Origin of the sequence: Gilliamella sp. Bif1-4 (assembly GCF_001690535.1) — a bacterium.
Taxonomy (GTDB): domain Bacteria; phylum Pseudomonadota; class Gammaproteobacteria; order Enterobacterales; family Orbaceae; genus Gilliamella; species Gilliamella bombi.
On sequence record NZ_LZHC01000074.1, the window covers coordinates 1 to 16241 of the forward strand.

Sequence of the window (16241 nt, forward strand, 5' to 3'; positions counted from 1 at the left end):
GACTCCATTTTGGCATGCTCAAGATCGATAGTGGTGACGGATTGGTTTTTATAATCTTTCCACCTTGCTCTTTTTTTATATACGGCTTTACCGTGCTTATTCTCTTTTTCTCGGTAATGATAAATTTCATCGCCAGTATCGGAAATGGTGCGCTGGCCTTTTAATGAGTGATTATTAAGTGTGCCGGTCATAATATCTAAGGCATTACCGGCAACAATTTTACTGTTGTCATTCTCTAAATGGTCGGATTGTATACGCAAATCTTTACCAGAGATGATTTCTGCCGGTGCCGTACTTTTGATTTTAGTTTCATAAATATTTCTTGTGTAATCATATTCATAATACTTATGAGTGGAATCAAAAGCGCCATTATTTGAATGCAAAACAGGGTATCTGTGCCGCTTTTTAGGGCTAGTGCGAATGCTGACTTCATCGGGTTTATATCGCCGAGCATCACCGAGAGGTGAATATTCAACAATATGTTGCCTTTCTACCAAGACCTCTTCAGTTTCAATATGGTCATTAATGTTGTTAATGTGGTTAACTTTTAAGGCCATATCGTCAGCCGCTTCAATCCGTGCTGAATGGTTGTTTAATGTTTGCCCCTCAATGTACATATCCCCTAAGCTGAGTATCAAAGCGTGATTGGTGTTATTTAACGTGTCAACATCCAATAAGAGTGCTTCCCTTGCCGCAATAGTGGGTGCAACGGGGCTGGATAAAGAAGCAGCACGGTTGTTCACCTCATGGGCTTTGATAGAAATCCAATCCCCATATAAACGTGCACCCTCTAGATTGTCAAAACGCTGCGAAGCGTTCACATTGACCTCGCCACCATCAATAAGCCCTTTATTTTCCAATACACGACTATTGGTGTTGATTTCCTCCGATTCGATAATACCCTTTTCTGTGTTTTTAATTTCATCACTCTTAAGGGTAATGGCTTGACCTGATGAGATTTTACCGTCATTGGTAATATGGCTTGCATTGATTAATATATCTTTATTGGCTAGCAAGCTGTTTTTGTTATCAAACCCATGCGTTAAATTAAGCTCAATATTGTTTTCAGCAAGCAGTTCTCCATCACCACTAAGTTGATTGGCGTTAATGGCAATATCATTGGCTAATAAACGGGCTTGGCTGTTGGCTATTTCATCCGCTTGAATATGTAATAACGTTTTGGCAATGATATCCGCTTGTTGGTTTTCAAGTGATTGTGTTTTTAGCTCAATTTTTTCTGCATTAAATTTAGCATTCTGATTAGTAATGGTATTAGCAATAATCTTTAATAAACTTGCCGTTTCAAGTTTTGACTGGCTATTATTAATCGAATTGGCCTCAATTAAAATGCCATTATTGGCCGTCGTTGTTGCGTGTTGATTATCAATAGCCCCATGAGACTGCAATTGAATTTGTTGCATCGCTATGAGCTTGGCATGATTATTGGTTAAATTATTTTCTGCATGTAACCGAATATTGCCCATGCTCAATAATTTTGCTTGTTGGTTATCAACGGTTTGTCCATCTAAGGTGATATCACCTTTAGCCTGAATATCAGCAGACTGATTATTGATATAATTTGCTTCAATTGTTAGGTCGCTTTCTGCGATTAATTGTGCTTGGTGATTATTCACATCATTGGCCGTAATTGCCAATACCCCTTTACTGCTTAACTCAGAATCTTCATTATCTAAAGAATCTGCATGAATGATAAGACCATCTTGCCCTGAGATAAGCATCGCATGTTGGTTAGCTAGATGGGCATTGACATCCATTTGCATACCTTGTTTGGCTTGTAAGGCGGCATTACGATTATCAAGGTTGTTGGTATGAATCGAAATGCGTTTATCTGCTAGCCATAAAGCGTTTTGATTATTTATTTCGTTACTGTTTATCGAAATATCTTGTTTAGCGGATAATGTGCTATCTTGATTATTTGTTTTGTTGGCGTCAATACGTATCGAATCATTAGTAATTAATGTCGCTGATTGATTATCAAATTCAGTACTTTGAATATCAATCCCTTTTTCTGCATTAAAATAAGCAGATTGGTTAGCTAATTTTTTAGCGGTTAATGATAATTGACCACCCGATATTAAGGTTGCCTCGTTATTATTTAATGTATCGGCTTTGACGGTAATATCATTATTGGCTTTAAATACAGATGAATGATTATCAATGTCATCACTATCAATAGTAATAGCATTTTGACTGACCCATTTGACTAATGCGCTATTAAGCTTTTTGGCTTTTATGGCAATATTATCATCCGCTTTTAATATAGATGACTGACTATTAAGTTCATCCGCATTAAGCGTGACTTCGTTACCCGCTACCAATAAGTTATTCTGATTATTAATTTGCTTGGCAGCCATATTAATTTTATTTTGTGTTCGAATGTCAGCGTTTTGATTATCTAATTGCTCATCAGCATTAAACTCAACATCGCCTGTCGCAATCATGGTGCTATGTTGATTATGAATCTTTTTACCTTGCATAGTCAGGTCATGACCAGACTTGATTTTCGAACGTTGATTATTAATTAACTGTGACTCAAGCTTTAGTTTATCACCGGAAATGAGTATTGCATCAGCATTGTCCAATTTGTCGGTAGCCATTATAGATAGTGCCTTACCCGATTGCATGGCCAAATGACGGTTATCAATGTCTTTACCTTCGATATTTATCGATTGCTGGCTAATGATTTGTGCATTTTGGTTGTCAATGTCGTTAGCCTGAATATGAATAGCAGCTAATGCATTAATTTGGGTATTTTGGTTATTAACATTGTTCGACAATAAATCAATTTTTCCATAACTGAACAATTTGCTGTTATGATTATTTAAATACGGTGCTTTAAAGTAAATATCTTTATAGCTTGATATTGACGAATTTTGATTATTAATCGTTTGTGCATTAGCGGTGATATTGCCTTCACTAATCCATTTTGCGTTGTTATTCTCTAATTGTGAAGTTGCTGTAACGGTTATGTCATCTTTGGCACTTAATGTTGCTTCATTTAATTTAACTGTGTTTGCTTCAATGGTTGACTGTTTTTCACTCACCATTAAGCCATTCGTGGCATCAATATAATCTGATGCATTCAGTTTTATATTCCCTTTGGCTTTAACTTTTGATTTTTGCGCATCAATATGTGAGCTGGTAATATGGATATCATTATTGCTAACTAATGTGCCCTCATTAACCCATAGTTGCTCCGCTGTTATCGCTATGCTATCGCTAGCGCTGAGCTCGGCATTATTATTATTTATATTTTTACCTTGTAGCGTTAAGCCAGAATTAGTCAGTAATTGTGCGGATTGATTGTTTTGTTCGGCTGAATTAATGGATAAATACCCATTGGATTTTAATTCTGCAGATTGGTTATTAACCTGTTGCCCATCAATAGCAATATTATGCAGTGCGGTAAATTTTGCATATTGATTAAAAAATTGCTTAACATTGATATTAATCGTTTTTTCTGAAATAAATGTCGACGAATGATTATCAACTAGCCCACTGTTAATATTAATATCACCTTTTGCCCTTAACGCCGCTTTTTGGTTGTTGATTTGATTGGCATGAACAGTCAAAACACCTTCAGTTAATAACTCAGACTGCTGATTATTAAACTGATGGCTATCAATGGTTAAATCTTTTTTCGATTGTAATGTGGATTTCTGGTTTTCTAATGTATCAGATTTTATTTGCAAACCATCATTAGTGACTAACAATGATTCGTTATTCGTAATATGTTGCCCTTTTAAATTAATCGCCCCTTCTGCCAAAAGCATCGACTTGTGATTATCAATAAAACGCCCTGCATTAAAATTAATTTTATTACCTGTATTGAGTTTTGATTGAGCATTATTGATACTACTGCCATTAAAGGTTATGTCTCCTTTAGCCAATATAACAGATTGTTGGTTATCAATTACGTTACCTGTAGCTGAATAAGATGCATTAGTTTTAACTTGTAAATGGCGGCTATCAATGGAATTATTCGCCTGTAGAAGGATATCTTTTTCACTATGGATTGTTGCTGTGTTGATATCAATATTTTCAGCCGTTAATGTGACCGATTCAGCACTATTTTGGCTGTTGGCTAGATTAATATTCTTTTGTGCATTAACTTTAACGTGTTGACCTGCCAGATTTTTACCCGTGAGTGAAATATTATTGGCATCTGCGGTAATATTGCTTTTTTGTGTTAATTTTCCCTGTTCATCAATCCCCGCGGCAATCGTGCTTTTTTGCGTACTATTTATTTCCGAAGCTTTAAGCGTAATGTCATTTTTTGCAACTAATGTTCCTTCATTGACTATTGATTTTTCACTGTTTAACTTGATGTTTTGTTTACTGTATATCTGCTTACTGTTGTGAATGTCGTTTTGACTGCTTAAACGGATATCTTGCTGAGCCTGTATCGCCCCTGTATTGACGATTTTACCCTCCGCCGTTAGGGTTATATTGCCAACACTCGCACCCAATTCTCCTGCATTATGTACACCAACCCCCTTTTCAGTGCCCACTAGGTTGATTTTGCCTGCATACATCCCTCCCAATGCGGATACATCTATCGATACTTCAGGTTTGTCGCCTACCTGTTCATCCAATGGGGTGATTTTTTGGGTGTCTTGGCTGACTTTATTGCGACCCGTCACTACATTTAAGTCATTCGCCCAAACCGCTGAGTTTATCGATACCGTGCGTGCAATTAAATCCGTATAACTTTGCGTTGAACTGTCAAATCCTTTACCTGTCACCGCGATATGACCTTGTTCAACCTGATAACCCGTCAAATCACCATTTTCTATTATCGGCTTTCCCGTCGTTAGCGTGCCACGACTGGCATTAATAAAACCACAACCATTACAGGTTATTCCCGATGGGTTGGCAATGATAACTTGTGCCTTTTGACCCGCTACTTCAACCACCCCATTTAATTGACTAGGATTGCGTGAGTTGACTTCGTTTAAAATAATTTTAGCACTACCTGTGGCATTTAATAGCTCATTACCTTGAACATACCCCCCAATCTGGGTTTTGCTTGCCTTACTACTGTTATTTAAAATGACACCTTGCTTCGATACATCAAACTGTTGGTATTTATTATGTGATACCCCTTTCTTATTCGGCGTTTGAATATTAATCTGCGTTGTGCCATTGGCTGTTGAGCCAATCAGAGGCTGTTGATGTTTGCTGGCTTGACGGTCTGGGACAATGTGGTTGCCATAAACTGGAGCGCTAATACTCACAAAACCTAACGAAATAGATACAAGAAAGGTTATCGGTCTTAATTTAGCAAAAAGCGATTTGAAACTGGCTTGCTCTCTTGTTGATGAAGTTTGTTCACTACCTATCGGTGTTTTAGTTATATCCGCAACGACCATCTGCATGCCACGTTTTTTGTTAAAAATAACTCGGTATAACTTCTTATTCATCGCTTAATTCCTTTCTCTTATTATCTTTTCTAATATTGATTCTGTATTTATCTTGCTTTACTTCTCTCTTTTTTGACTATTAAATCGTCATGTAATATTAATAATTCCAATTGACACTAAACCCTAAGACTAAGGGGTTAGTGTTAAAACCTTTGGGTTTTCGTATCGGTTTTCCCGCAAAGAGGTCATAGTAAAATCCATAATTATTACCTCTGATTCCAATAACACCTCCCGTTAGGTGCCTCCCCAACAAATATTCACTTTTTGCTCCTGATACTTCACCTGTATCAATCCCTAAGTAAGGTTCATGATTAAACGGTGCTTGCCAAGCAAGCTCATTACGCACATACCACCCCCGGTCTGCTTTTAACGTTAATTCACCATCAAAACCGCGTACGCTCCAACGTCCGCCTATCGAAAACTGGTCTGGTGAAGTTAAACGCTCGCCTCGAGTATATTGACCTTGATAGTCGATATGATAACGATATTGTTGCTCACCTAAACGAAAAGGAATATTGGCCGCAAAGTTAACTAGAAAAATATTCGATAATGCACTGCCGTTATCTTCCGGATTAAGCTCCTCTGGCGCTTTTTGTGCATTGAACCATCTCACGCCTTTTTGATATGACACCCCCGCATCCAATACTATATCGTTAATATAATGCCGATGTTGTAAACCTAATTGCCAGTTTGTGGTCTTCCTTTGCTGGATTTCGATTTCCGTTTCATTGATATAGTTATGCGATTGACGCAAGTTAATGCCATAACTTAATGTCGTTTTTTGTGATTCATTTCGATGAATCACTCGACTGAGCTGTACATTTGCGCTCCGACTGCGACCACTGTATTTGTAATCTTCATTTTGTCCCGCTACCGTTTGATGATATTTATTCCCCGATAACGAAGCACTAAGCAACCAATATCCCCATGGCACAGAATACGATAATAAATAGTTACGTGAGCCATATTTCCCTTTGCCGTTTAAATCATGTCCCCCTGATGCATAAAAAGAATCACTTAATGACAAAATGTTGTCCAAATAAAAGGTTACCCCTCCTTGATCCCGCCCTGTCGTCTTTGTACCTGAATCATCCACCGATAAACCTAATCGCCACATCTTTGTCTGTTTTCGAGCTATTACAATATCACTTTCACCTGGTTTGTCTCCTGGGACTAACTGCATCTGCGCACTTACGGTGGGTAAACGTTGTAAATTTTCAAGCCCTTGCTCAATATCGCGTAAATTGAGTGTTTTGCCTTCTCTAACTGGCATGGCACTATAAAGCTGCGCATATTTATCACTATCATCACTATAGTTAACGTGCCTAACTTTACCTTCAACAAGCAATAATTTTAACGTCCCATTCGCTAAATCTTGCTCTGGGGCTACAACTCGAGTTGTAATAAAACCATAACTTACCAAGCGGTCTTGCAACTGACTCATCAATAAATTAATACCTTCCCCCCCCAAACAACGATGCTCTGCTTGTTGAGCGAGTTTCTTTAAAGGGATAAACCAAGGTAATTTGTCACGATCAATTAATTCAACTCGATTAATATTGAAACATAATGACTCAACAGGAAATTCTATCTCGCCAACGGTTTTACTTGGCGGTAATAAATGAATATCAGGAGAAGTTGGATTTAATGAATCCTCTAGCGCTTTTTGACGCTCTTGCTGGTGAATTAATTGCTGATCGCTAAGAGTTTGGGTTTGGGTTTGAGTTGGCAGTGCCAACAAAATAGATACAGGAGAGATTACTAATACAAAACTTAATAAATATTTTTTCATCAAAACACTCTTTTTAGATCGATATTCACCCAAATATTACACAAAATTTACACAACAAATGTTAAAGTAAATCAGGTTAAATGTCTATGTTAAAATTTGATAAATATTATTTATGTGGTATTTGTTTTTATTATTCAAATAATTAAATTTATTGCTGATTAAATTATTTTCAGAAAAAATTATTCATATCGTTTACGGTAAATAGAAAAACGATCGTAATGAATAAATACAAAAGCTAGATTAAAACTTGTCATCCTTAACCATTGAGATTGAACGCTATAACAGAACTTAATCCAAAAAAATGCTATATAAACAAAGTTTTTTATATTTTTTTAAGAAATAGTAATACATCGTTTAACTAGTGTTGTATCATAAAAAATAAATATTGGAGGACTACAAAAAGTAGAAACAAAAGTTTAAGCAATTTGTTAACGGTTATAATGCTGTTAAATCGCCTAAAATGATTTTTGGGAGAAGACACCTTAAAAAGGTTTAGAGAATTATTTAATTATGAGAAGCTAAATTTAACTTTTGTTAGCTGTTTGATTGCTGTTAAAATTAAATGGTTTACTTCCGTATTGTGAGATTGATAACGTTTAACGGTGTATTTTGATACCAACAATAAGGCTTTCATCACCCTAGCAATGTAACGGCGTGAAACCGAAATATTCTCTTTCTACAAATCAAAACGAATTCGCCTTATACCATAAGAACGATAGCTTCGGTTAAATAGCGTCACGATTTTATCGGCATAAAGCACTACTGGTTTTTGTTTATTCAATTTACACTGATAATAAACATAATATCTTGATAATCCCAAATATTGACATAGTTTTGTTATGCTATAACGATTGGTTTGCTTTTAGGATAGCGATTTTCGCCCTATTATTAGTGCTGTTTGCTTTAGAATATCGTTTTCCATACGGAGTTGTTTAATCGCTTTACGCAAAGCGATTAACTCTTGCTCTTGTGAACCGCAATTATCTTTTGTTTTAAATGAGCCACTTTGGCTTGCTTGTGTTATCCAACGGTCCAATGCTGATGGGGGCAAATCCTATTCTGTAACGATTTCACTACGTGATTTACCATGTTGATAAAGACTGACCATTTGGTGTTTAAAATCATCAGTAAATGTTCGTCATTGGTGTACTTAGCCTGCTGATTGAAGGATTGATCTGGTATATAAGTGATAATGAGTTAGAATCGTGGATAAAACTCAGTGCGCTAGGCGTAAAAAATGATAATGCCAAAGCCTATAAAAATCTTATCGAACAACAAGACGCATTTAAAGAGGCACTACAAGCAATGTTTGGAATTGACAAATCCACCGTTGAACTAAATCAACAAAATCAACTCACCGCCAAAGCAACTACGGCGCAACAACCGGATAGCGAAGCCGAGCACGATTTTAACGAATTTGATGCCTTAATGCTAATCACTAACGATTTAGAGCGCCGCCACCAAGCAAAACGAGAGGCGCTAGCAATCAAAAATCAACCGAAGTCAAACTACCCATTTAATCCCAATGCAATTACCGATTATTTCCGAGGTATAAACTAAAAGCAGGATAAATCAATGAACCAATACTTTCAAATTATCACGGGTAAAATCACTGAGCTAGAAGTGATAGACACCGACTTATCGCGCTTTGGCGATGGCTGTTTTGCCAGCTTGCCACTACTTGGGCAACTGGCACTTGGCAACAGTGCCGAAGCTGCCAGCCAAGTTGGCATGGCAAGCGGTCAAGAAGAAGCCGCTGACTACCTTAACAGCGTGCAATACTTTCGCTGTAAACTGGGCGAATTAACCGTACATGGCATTTTTTGCCGGGCTTTTTTCCGCAATGGCGACAAGGTCGAAGTGGTGGTAGAACCACTCGACGACGGCAGCTACTACGCCTATGCCTTACGCCGCCCTATCGATCACCGCCTATGGTTATACCCTTGGGCTATGAAAGGAACTAAAGCTAATAGTAAAGGTGCATTTAAATATACTGGTACTTTAATGGGTTCTATTTTTATTATTGGTATGATTATGATAGGAATATTATCGCATGATGATTTTATATTTTTTTGTCTCTCTTTTGTTGTATTTAGTATAGTTGATATTTTAATTTTCCTAGCTTTGTTCTGGTGTTATAAGAATATGCTTGGCGGTGGCTCCCAAGAAGCTGATAAAATATTTGCTACTTTAGGTTATCCCAAACCAAAAACGGTTAATATGGAACAAGAATTTATGGAGATGTTTTTCAATAACAAATCCATGAACGAACCAGACTTTTATATCGACGTGAACACGGATGAATTTAAACGCAAAGATCCTCCTGGAGTAAAATGGGTCGCCTTCTACCGCGAAGCCCCAGCCATTCCTGACTATATCACGGTGATCCACACGGAAAAAACGAACAATAATAAGCGGAAAAAATGAAAGTAAATAGTGACTATTATCAAATCATTACCGGAAAAATAACCGAACTCGAAGTGATAGACACCGACTTATCGCGCTTTGGCGGCGGCAGTTTTGCCAGCTTGCCACTACTTGGGCAACTGGCACTTGGCAACGGTGCCGAAGCTGCCAGCCAAGTTGGCATGGCAAGCGGTCAAGAAGAAGCCGCCGACTACCTTAACAGCGTGCAATACTTTCGCTGTAAACTGGGCGACTTAACCGTACATGGCATTTTTTGCCGGGCTTTTTTCCGCAATGGCGACAAAGTCGAAGTGGTAGTCGAACCACTCGACGATGGCAGCTACTACGCCTATGCCCTTCGCCGACCAATCGATCACCGCCTATGGTTATACCCTTGGGCTATGAAAGGCTCTAAAGCAAGTAATAAATCTTCGCTTAAGTTCGCTGGCACTATTTCAGGAGGCATTTTTATTGCAACAATTATATGTATAGCAATATCTATCAATTGCGCAACAATAAAAAGTGGTAGGGAATTACTTTATTTTCTTATAGGATGCATTGGCGCTTTTATATTTGATGGATTACTTTTTTTAGCTTTATATTTTTGTGATAAAGGTATGCTTGGCGGAGGCTCCAAAGACGCCGATAAAATATTTGCTACTTTAGGTTATCCCAAACCGAAAACGGTTAATATGGAAGAAGAATATATGGAGATGTTTTTTAATAACAAATCCATGAACGAACCTGACTTTTATATTGATGTGAACACCGATGAATTTAAACGCAAAGATCCTCCTGGAGTCAAATGGGTCGCCTTCTACCGCGAAGCCCCACCCATTCCCGATTATATTACGGTGATCCACACAGAAAAAAAGAATAATAATAAGAGGAAAAAATGAAAGCAAATAGTGACTATTATCAAATCATTACCGGCAAAATAACCGAACTTGAAGTAATAGATACCGACTTATCGCACTTTAGCAAGGGCAGTTTTGCCAGCTTGCCACTACTTGGGCAACTGGCACTTGGCAACAGTGCCGAAGCAGCCAGCCAAGTTGGCATGGCAAGCGGTCAAGAAGAAGCCGCCGACTACCTTAATGAGTCACAAACTAATAACAATACCAACTATACTATTGATATTGATGAAGCATTAGCATTAATTGAACAAGATATGGATGAAAGAGGATTTTTAAATGGCTAAATATAGTTTATTAAAAGGCACCATCAGCCACCTGCAAATAAAGGATGACCCGAAAGAGCTACGTGCTGATAATATCGGCCTGTTAGCAATGATTGGGCTAATGATTGTCGGAGCATTTGAACTTATTGGTGTTTTAATCGGGTCGTTAACATCAGGCAGTATTACCCTAGAAGGCAAAAGTTTTCAATGTTATGTAGGTCGTAAAAAGGTACAAGGAAAATTAGAGCATATAAGCTTTAAAGACGGCGATTACGTAGAAATGGTGGTAGAGCAAATTGATGATAATCATTATCAATCCTATGCCGCGCGCATGCCCCAATATCATGCTTTATACTTTCCAAGATCGGTCGGAGTAACCACTTTCCAATTGCTAAAGTATTGTTCAATTTTTATTAGTGTAATAGGTGTGTTATCTTATCTTTTATCGCTTTTATCGATTTTTAGTGTTTCAAAATCATTTGAAGAGTTTTTTGATTTATTGATTATTGGTTGCTGTGTTAGTTTTTTTCTAATATTGTTATTCTTTTTTTTGGTAGGAGGTCGTTATACATTTATCAGTAATCGTATATATTCGGCTTTGGGTTACCCTAAACCTTGGCTACATAATAGTTCAAAAGAACATGCGCGCTTTAAAAAACTTAACCGCTCAGGTGATCCCGAATTATATGATGATCCACAAACTCCAGAATTTGAACGTATTAAAAAACTTGACCCTTATGCTAACTATTATTGCCGTACCCCTATTTTGCCCAATTGGGTTAAAGTGATTGATGAACGAGGATTTACCCCAAATGAAAGCAAACAATCAACAAGAAAAGTAGCCCCCATTAAAATAAAAATCATGTAGTAATAAAATAAATGGCAAAGTATTTTAATAGACAAATACTTTTTTTAAAGTAGATGTAATTATATGAAAAGATCACGATATTATTTAGTTTTAATCATCAAGTTATTTTTAGTTTTTTCACTTATTGGATGTGGTTGTAGACAAAAAAATTGAAGTGTTACCAAAATTCTTACCCAATGCCACATTGGATAATGTCTTATTATAATGAAATAAATATTAATGGTGGTCCTACTATTGGGAGACTTTTCCATTATCTTATCAAACCTGAAAACTCAGGGATTGAAGTATCGTCTTTCGATTTAGAATCAATTGATCCTTACAAAAATGTACCGATAGATGATATTCCTCATTTTGAACACGAACGATATTGGGGATATAGCAAATCAAAAATCCCATTTGCAAATGATAAATATTCATGGCCTCCAATTTTATCCGAAAATCCACATGACAAATAAGGTTATTATATGAAACAATTAATTTTATTATTTTTGATGTTACCTAACTTGTTATTAGCTCAGGAAGTATATACTAATTCTTCTAATCAAGAATATTTATCTTTAGGTAGTACGGAAAATGGTAAGCAAAAATTCTTAAATCTTAAAAATGGAATGATAGATTGGATAAACCTATCTGAATTACAGGAAATGCAACAAACAGATATGTTATCGCCACATATTTTTTGGGATAAAGTTAATAAAAACTCTATAGGCTTTTATGCGAATGGTTATGAACCATTTTGGAATGCTAAAATAAGTAAAAATAAATTGCAATTCATTTCTCTAAAAGAAAAAAATATAAATATCGCTATAAATATAAAAAACTCTTCTTTAACAAGAAATTTTGTGGTTATTTTTCATTCTAAAGATGGTGTATATGGTTTAATTCGTAGCCTTCCTAAGGGAGCTTTTTGTGAAGCAAATCTTGATGAGGCAACTTCAATATATGAAATTTTTATTGACTATAAAGGTGAAATATTTGAGGGTTGTGCATATTTAGATAAATTGTAAATTGTTTTTGATAGAAAAAGCCACGGTAGGAGAATTATCAGACAAGCTAGGCAAGAATAACGTAGCTAAAATGTAGTTTTGATTTTAACTTCATTATAAATGTACAGGATTTAAAATGATTAGATTTAAATTTTTCCCTATATGCATTTTATTGATTTCGTTATTTTCTTTTGCAGAAGATAAAAATAAAGATCCCAATAATATTCTTTATGAATTTAAAGGGTATTCAAAAAAAACATCTTCCTATCATTCTTTAAAAGATTTTTTTTCTGATAATAATCAAGTTTATGATAAAAAAAACCCACTAAATGCACTTTTTGACCCTGATACGCCTTTATTAAGTATGGTTGAGCATAGAAAACCTTACACAGGTAAAGCTATATTATTTAAAAAACTTCCGCTTGATAACAATCTAAATGTGTTCCTTTTTGCTTATTGGGATCACAATGATCAAGATTCATATTATAACCTTCCAACTCTTGAGTTACAGATTTTTGATAAGAGTAATCAACTGATTAGCAAAATGATTGTTGTGGATGGTGCACAAGCAGAATGCTCAATCAATAAAAAAACACGTATTTATAAAAATAAGAAATTTGAAATAATAGAATCAGAGTATTGCATTGATATAGAAACAGACAAGCTTATGACTGAACAACATAAGGTAAGTTATTATTTTATTGATGATAAAGGTAATATTAATTTTGAATAATGAATGTGACTAAGTATAAATTACAATAATTAAAGGTGCTTTCTTCATCACTTTTATTAGCCTATATTAAATAATATCCTAATAAAAAAGAACAATAATCATTGAGATGTTGAATTTGGAATAAATAACATTAAGGAAATTTGAAATGAAATTTTTTGAAAGGTTTATCATTATCTGCCTATTATCATTATTTAATGTAACTATTGCATTTTCAGGAAATTTAAATAGTGATTTACGCTACTATCATCAAATCAAATTACCTTATTCTTCTAACGAAATGGAAAAATATTATTATTGGGGAGAATATGGCTTATATTTATCATCTAACATGCCATTTCCAATGAGATTTTCTAATAAAGAATTTTCATTTAAGCCAAAGTTATTTGAATATCTTACTAAAACAACTTTTTATTTTCCTCATTGCTATTTTTATCATAAGGATATTTTATATAAAGGTATTATACAAATGGCTATAGGTGAAAATGATGAAAAAGTTTTTACTTTTCAGCTAAATAGTTATGACCATCAAAAAAATTTGATAGACGCAATTTTACTCTATCAAATAAAAGGTGGTGAAATATCATATTGGAATGATTTTGTAATAAAAACAGATGGCAAAATATTAATAAAACAATATCAAAAACAAAATCTCTTTGATCCTGATGAAGATCCAAAAGATAATAAAGTTTATACAACAGAAATAAAATATCAAATGAGTTCTTCTGGCATTTTTAACCAAATAAAGGATTAAGTAATGAAAAATTTATTACTCATTGAAATAGTACTATTTTTATCCAGTTTTTGTTGTTATGGTAAGCAATTTGATGTTATTGATAACTATAAAGGTAATTCTATTCTTGAAACTATAGATATATGGGAATTGGAAAAAGATTGCCAAAAACCAAATGATTTTTGGCAATTAACAAATGCGGAACGAGAAAAAATTCTAGAGCATTGCCTAGTTAATCAAATAGCTCCATATTTTGATAATTTATATGAAAATATTAATAACACTGTTGTTATATATGATGTACATGATTTAAGGTTTACTATTAATAAAAAAATCTATAATAAAGTCATCAATAATAAGAAATACCCAGTTAAAGAGCTTCACTTATCCCTTTTTCATAAGGGAAACCTTAAAGATAAAATTATATTGGCAAATAGTTATTATGATGTTGAAAGTTATTATTGGTTAAGTAGTCAATATTACTATATTGCCCCTAATGGGGATATTTATCTATTATTAGTAAAAGATATTAATGCTAGTGTAAAACCAATATTCTGGAAACATTATCAAATAAATAAAGAAAACTTACGACTTCAACTTAAAGGACTATTAATTGACGAAGGTTATAAATATCAAATTATTTATCCTTATAAATTTGAAATTCTTGAAGGGACGCTGGAAAAATCAAAGTATAATATTGATAAATTAAAGACATGTTATCAAGAAAAATATTCAACTAATTGTAGTATCGACTCTTATCGGTATTATCATAATCTTTTATCTCAAAAAGTCATATCGCTTAAGGACAAAAAAACTAATTTTAATGAATCTATAGACAAAATAGATAAACAAATTAATGAAATATGTTTATTAATACCTGCTCCTAATTATTCTTATGAAACTGAGGAATTTACTTATAACATTACAAAATGTTTAGCAGAACAATTAAACAACAAGATAAAAAAGATAGACCAAATATTATTGGAGTGAAATAATATTTATTTGGAACTTATATGGCATGGAGGAATCCATATTGATGAAGTCGTCCTAAAGAGAGTGGATAATGACAATAAACTGCGCAGTATGGCAAACGGCGAAGTTGTTGCTTATCGTATTAATGATGTTTACCCTAAAATTATTTATCCAGATAATATCACGTTAAAGACCCCTTATACCCAGCTGCAAAAAGTAGCTTATATCTCAACGGGCTTTACCTTAGTCAGGCACCTTTTACAAATGCCTAAAATAGCCAATTCAACCCTGCCCCCACCCTCAATAACGTTATACAGTTTATATATGCATCAACTGGATTGGTATGGTTATCAACAAAAAGGACAGGAAAGAGGTAGTCAGGTTAACTATCCACATTATTGGCAAGCCGATGATCCTCGCCAAAAAAGTGGACAAAAGTTGCCTCTATGGTATAAACAAAAATCATAGGAGACAAATATCATGGTCAAAAAATTTAATATCGAATTCAAACAACAATCAGTGGATTATGCGTTATCTAATGCACACCTTTCTATCAGCGAACTTGCCAATCATCTAGGTGTGGGTAAATCAACCCTAGATAAATGGATTAGGCAACTTTCCCCGAATAAAACCAGCCGTCGAGAGTTAACCGCTGAGCAACAGCGGATTATGGCGTTAGAAAAAGAGATTAAAGAACTGAAAATGGCTAATGATATACTAAAAAAGGCGCATGTGTACTTCATCAACAATCCAAGTCGATGAAGTACGCTTATATGAAAAATCATTTAACCTGCTATCCCGTTACTAGGATATGCTCATTACTTGGTGTCAGTTCATCGGGTTATTATGCTTGGTTAAAAAGAGCAAACAAATCAGTTAAACTCAGCGAGTATATCCAAAAGCAGTATTGGCAACATAAAGCCCGTTTGGGTGCGCCAAGCCTGCTTCATGATGCAAGAGAAGCAGGCTATCAAGTTTCAGAAAGGACAATTAGCCGTGTTTTGCAACAATTGGGATTACGGAGTAAAGCAGCACGTAAATTCAAGCATAAAACAGACAAGGCTCATCACAATATTGCGCCCAACACGTTAGATAGGCAATTTAATCCTGATAAGCCTAATAAAACATGG

The 16241-nt window shown here is 35.0% G+C and carries 16 protein-coding genes; 13 read left to right on the forward strand and 3 right to left on the reverse strand.

Annotated features, from left to right (window positions below):
* From A9G25_RS11455 to A9G25_RS11465, 3 genes are all read right to left on the reverse strand, one after another.
* Positions 1-5444: two-partner secretion domain-containing protein (locus tag A9G25_RS11455; protein ID WP_141674978.1), on the reverse strand; the 5444-nt coding region annotated here is incomplete at its 3' end.
* A 97-nt stretch (positions 5445-5541) separates the two neighbouring features.
* The gene (locus A9G25_RS11460) at positions 5542-7236 is read right to left on the reverse strand and encodes a ShlB/FhaC/HecB family hemolysin secretion/activation protein (RefSeq protein WP_065625637.1); all 1695 of its coding nucleotides are present in this window, start codon (positions 7234-7236) and stop codon (positions 5542-5544) included.
* A gap of 862 nt (positions 7237-8098) precedes the next feature.
* Positions 8099-8287 (reverse strand): hypothetical protein, encoded by a 189-nt coding sequence (locus A9G25_RS11465; protein ID WP_081297255.1) that lies wholly within the window; start codon positions 8285-8287, stop codon positions 8099-8101.
* Positions 8288-8367: 80 nt separating this feature from the next.
* Between A9G25_RS11465 and A9G25_RS11470 the strand changes: the two genes are divergently transcribed.
* From A9G25_RS11470 to A9G25_RS11530, 13 genes are all read left to right on the forward strand, one after another.
* Entirely contained in the window at positions 8368-8796 is a 429-nt protein-coding gene (locus tag A9G25_RS11470) for a hypothetical protein (RefSeq protein ID WP_065627016.1), read from the forward strand.
* A gap of 15 nt (positions 8797-8811) precedes the next feature.
* Positions 8812-9663, forward strand: coding sequence for a putative type VI secretion system effector (locus A9G25_RS11475; protein ID WP_065627017.1), 852 nt, complete (start codon positions 8812-8814; stop codon positions 9661-9663).
* The gene (locus tag A9G25_RS11480; protein ID WP_065627018.1) at positions 9660-10541 is read left to right on the forward strand and encodes a putative type VI secretion system effector; all 882 of its coding nucleotides are present in this window, start codon (positions 9660-9662) and stop codon (positions 10539-10541) included. The genes A9G25_RS11475 and A9G25_RS11480 overlap by 4 nt, the downstream gene beginning before the upstream one ends.
* A complete protein-coding gene (locus A9G25_RS11485) occupies positions 10538-10843 on the forward strand; it encodes a hypothetical protein (protein ID WP_065627019.1) in 306 nt (101 codons plus the stop codon). The genes A9G25_RS11480 and A9G25_RS11485 overlap by 4 nt, the downstream gene beginning before the upstream one ends.
* The gene (locus A9G25_RS11490; RefSeq protein WP_065627020.1) at positions 10836-11690 is read left to right on the forward strand and encodes a hypothetical protein; all 855 of its coding nucleotides are present in this window, start codon (positions 10836-10838) and stop codon (positions 11688-11690) included. Before A9G25_RS11485 ends, A9G25_RS11490 begins: the two co-directional genes overlap by 8 nt.
* 176 nt (positions 11691-11866) lie before the next feature.
* Positions 11867-12145: a hypothetical protein gene (locus A9G25_RS11495; protein WP_141675099.1), complete on the forward strand. Its 279-nt coding sequence runs from the start codon at positions 11867-11869 to the stop codon at positions 12143-12145.
* Positions 12146-12154: 9 nt separating this feature from the next.
* Entirely contained in the window at positions 12155-12697 is a 543-nt protein-coding gene (locus A9G25_RS11500) for a hypothetical protein (RefSeq protein ID WP_065627022.1), read from the forward strand.
* Between the two features lie 115 nt (positions 12698-12812).
* Positions 12813-13409, forward strand: coding sequence for a hypothetical protein (locus tag A9G25_RS11505; protein WP_065627023.1), 597 nt, complete (start codon positions 12813-12815; stop codon positions 13407-13409).
* A gap of 145 nt (positions 13410-13554) precedes the next feature.
* The gene (locus A9G25_RS11510; protein WP_065627024.1) at positions 13555-14160 is read left to right on the forward strand and encodes a hypothetical protein; all 606 of its coding nucleotides are present in this window, start codon (positions 13555-13557) and stop codon (positions 14158-14160) included.
* Positions 14161-14163: 3 nt separating this feature from the next.
* Complete coding sequence (locus A9G25_RS11515; RefSeq protein ID WP_065627025.1) at positions 14164-15129, forward strand: hypothetical protein; 966 nt, start codon at positions 14164-14166, stop codon at positions 15127-15129.
* 93 nt (positions 15130-15222) lie between these two features.
* The gene (locus A9G25_RS11520; protein ID WP_141675100.1) at positions 15223-15579 is read left to right on the forward strand and encodes a hypothetical protein; all 357 of its coding nucleotides are present in this window, start codon (positions 15223-15225) and stop codon (positions 15577-15579) included.
* Positions 15580-15591: 12 nt separating this feature from the next.
* Positions 15592-15873, forward strand: coding sequence for an IS3 family transposase (locus A9G25_RS11525; RefSeq protein WP_065625218.1), 282 nt, complete (start codon positions 15592-15594; stop codon positions 15871-15873).
* Positions 15870-16241, forward strand: a 372-nt coding sequence (locus tag A9G25_RS11530) for an IS3 family transposase (protein WP_141675101.1), incomplete at its 3' end; no start/stop codon positions are given. The genes A9G25_RS11525 and A9G25_RS11530, both read left to right, overlap by 4 nt.

Coding starts and splice junctions, on each gene's coding strand:
- A9G25_RS11460 (WP_065625637.1), bottom strand. CDS start 7,236: ATGAAAAAATATTTATTAAGTTTTGTATTAGTAATCTCTCCTGTATCT.
- A9G25_RS11470 (WP_065627016.1), top strand. CDS start 8,368: ATGTTCGTCATTGGTGTACTTAGCCTGCTGATTGAAGGATTGATCTGG.
- A9G25_RS11475 (WP_065627017.1), top strand. CDS start 8,812: ATGAACCAATACTTTCAAATTATCACGGGTAAAATCACTGAGCTAGAA.
- A9G25_RS11480 (WP_065627018.1), top strand. CDS start 9,660: ATGAAAGTAAATAGTGACTATTATCAAATCATTACCGGAAAAATAACC.
- A9G25_RS11485 (WP_065627019.1), top strand. CDS start 10,538: ATGAAAGCAAATAGTGACTATTATCAAATCATTACCGGCAAAATAACC.
- A9G25_RS11490 (WP_065627020.1), top strand. CDS start 10,836: ATGGCTAAATATAGTTTATTAAAAGGCACCATCAGCCACCTGCAAATA.
- A9G25_RS11495 (WP_141675099.1), top strand. CDS start 11,867: ATGCCACATTGGATAATGTCTTATTATAATGAAATAAATATTAATGGT.
- A9G25_RS11500 (WP_065627022.1), top strand. CDS start 12,155: ATGAAACAATTAATTTTATTATTTTTGATGTTACCTAACTTGTTATTA.
- A9G25_RS11505 (WP_065627023.1), top strand. CDS start 12,813: ATGATTAGATTTAAATTTTTCCCTATATGCATTTTATTGATTTCGTTA.
- A9G25_RS11510 (WP_065627024.1), top strand. CDS start 13,555: ATGAAATTTTTTGAAAGGTTTATCATTATCTGCCTATTATCATTATTT.
- A9G25_RS11515 (WP_065627025.1), top strand. CDS start 14,164: ATGAAAAATTTATTACTCATTGAAATAGTACTATTTTTATCCAGTTTT.
- A9G25_RS11520 (WP_141675100.1), top strand. CDS start 15,223: ATGGCAAACGGCGAAGTTGTTGCTTATCGTATTAATGATGTTTACCCT.
- A9G25_RS11525 (WP_065625218.1), top strand. CDS start 15,592: ATGGTCAAAAAATTTAATATCGAATTCAAACAACAATCAGTGGATTAT.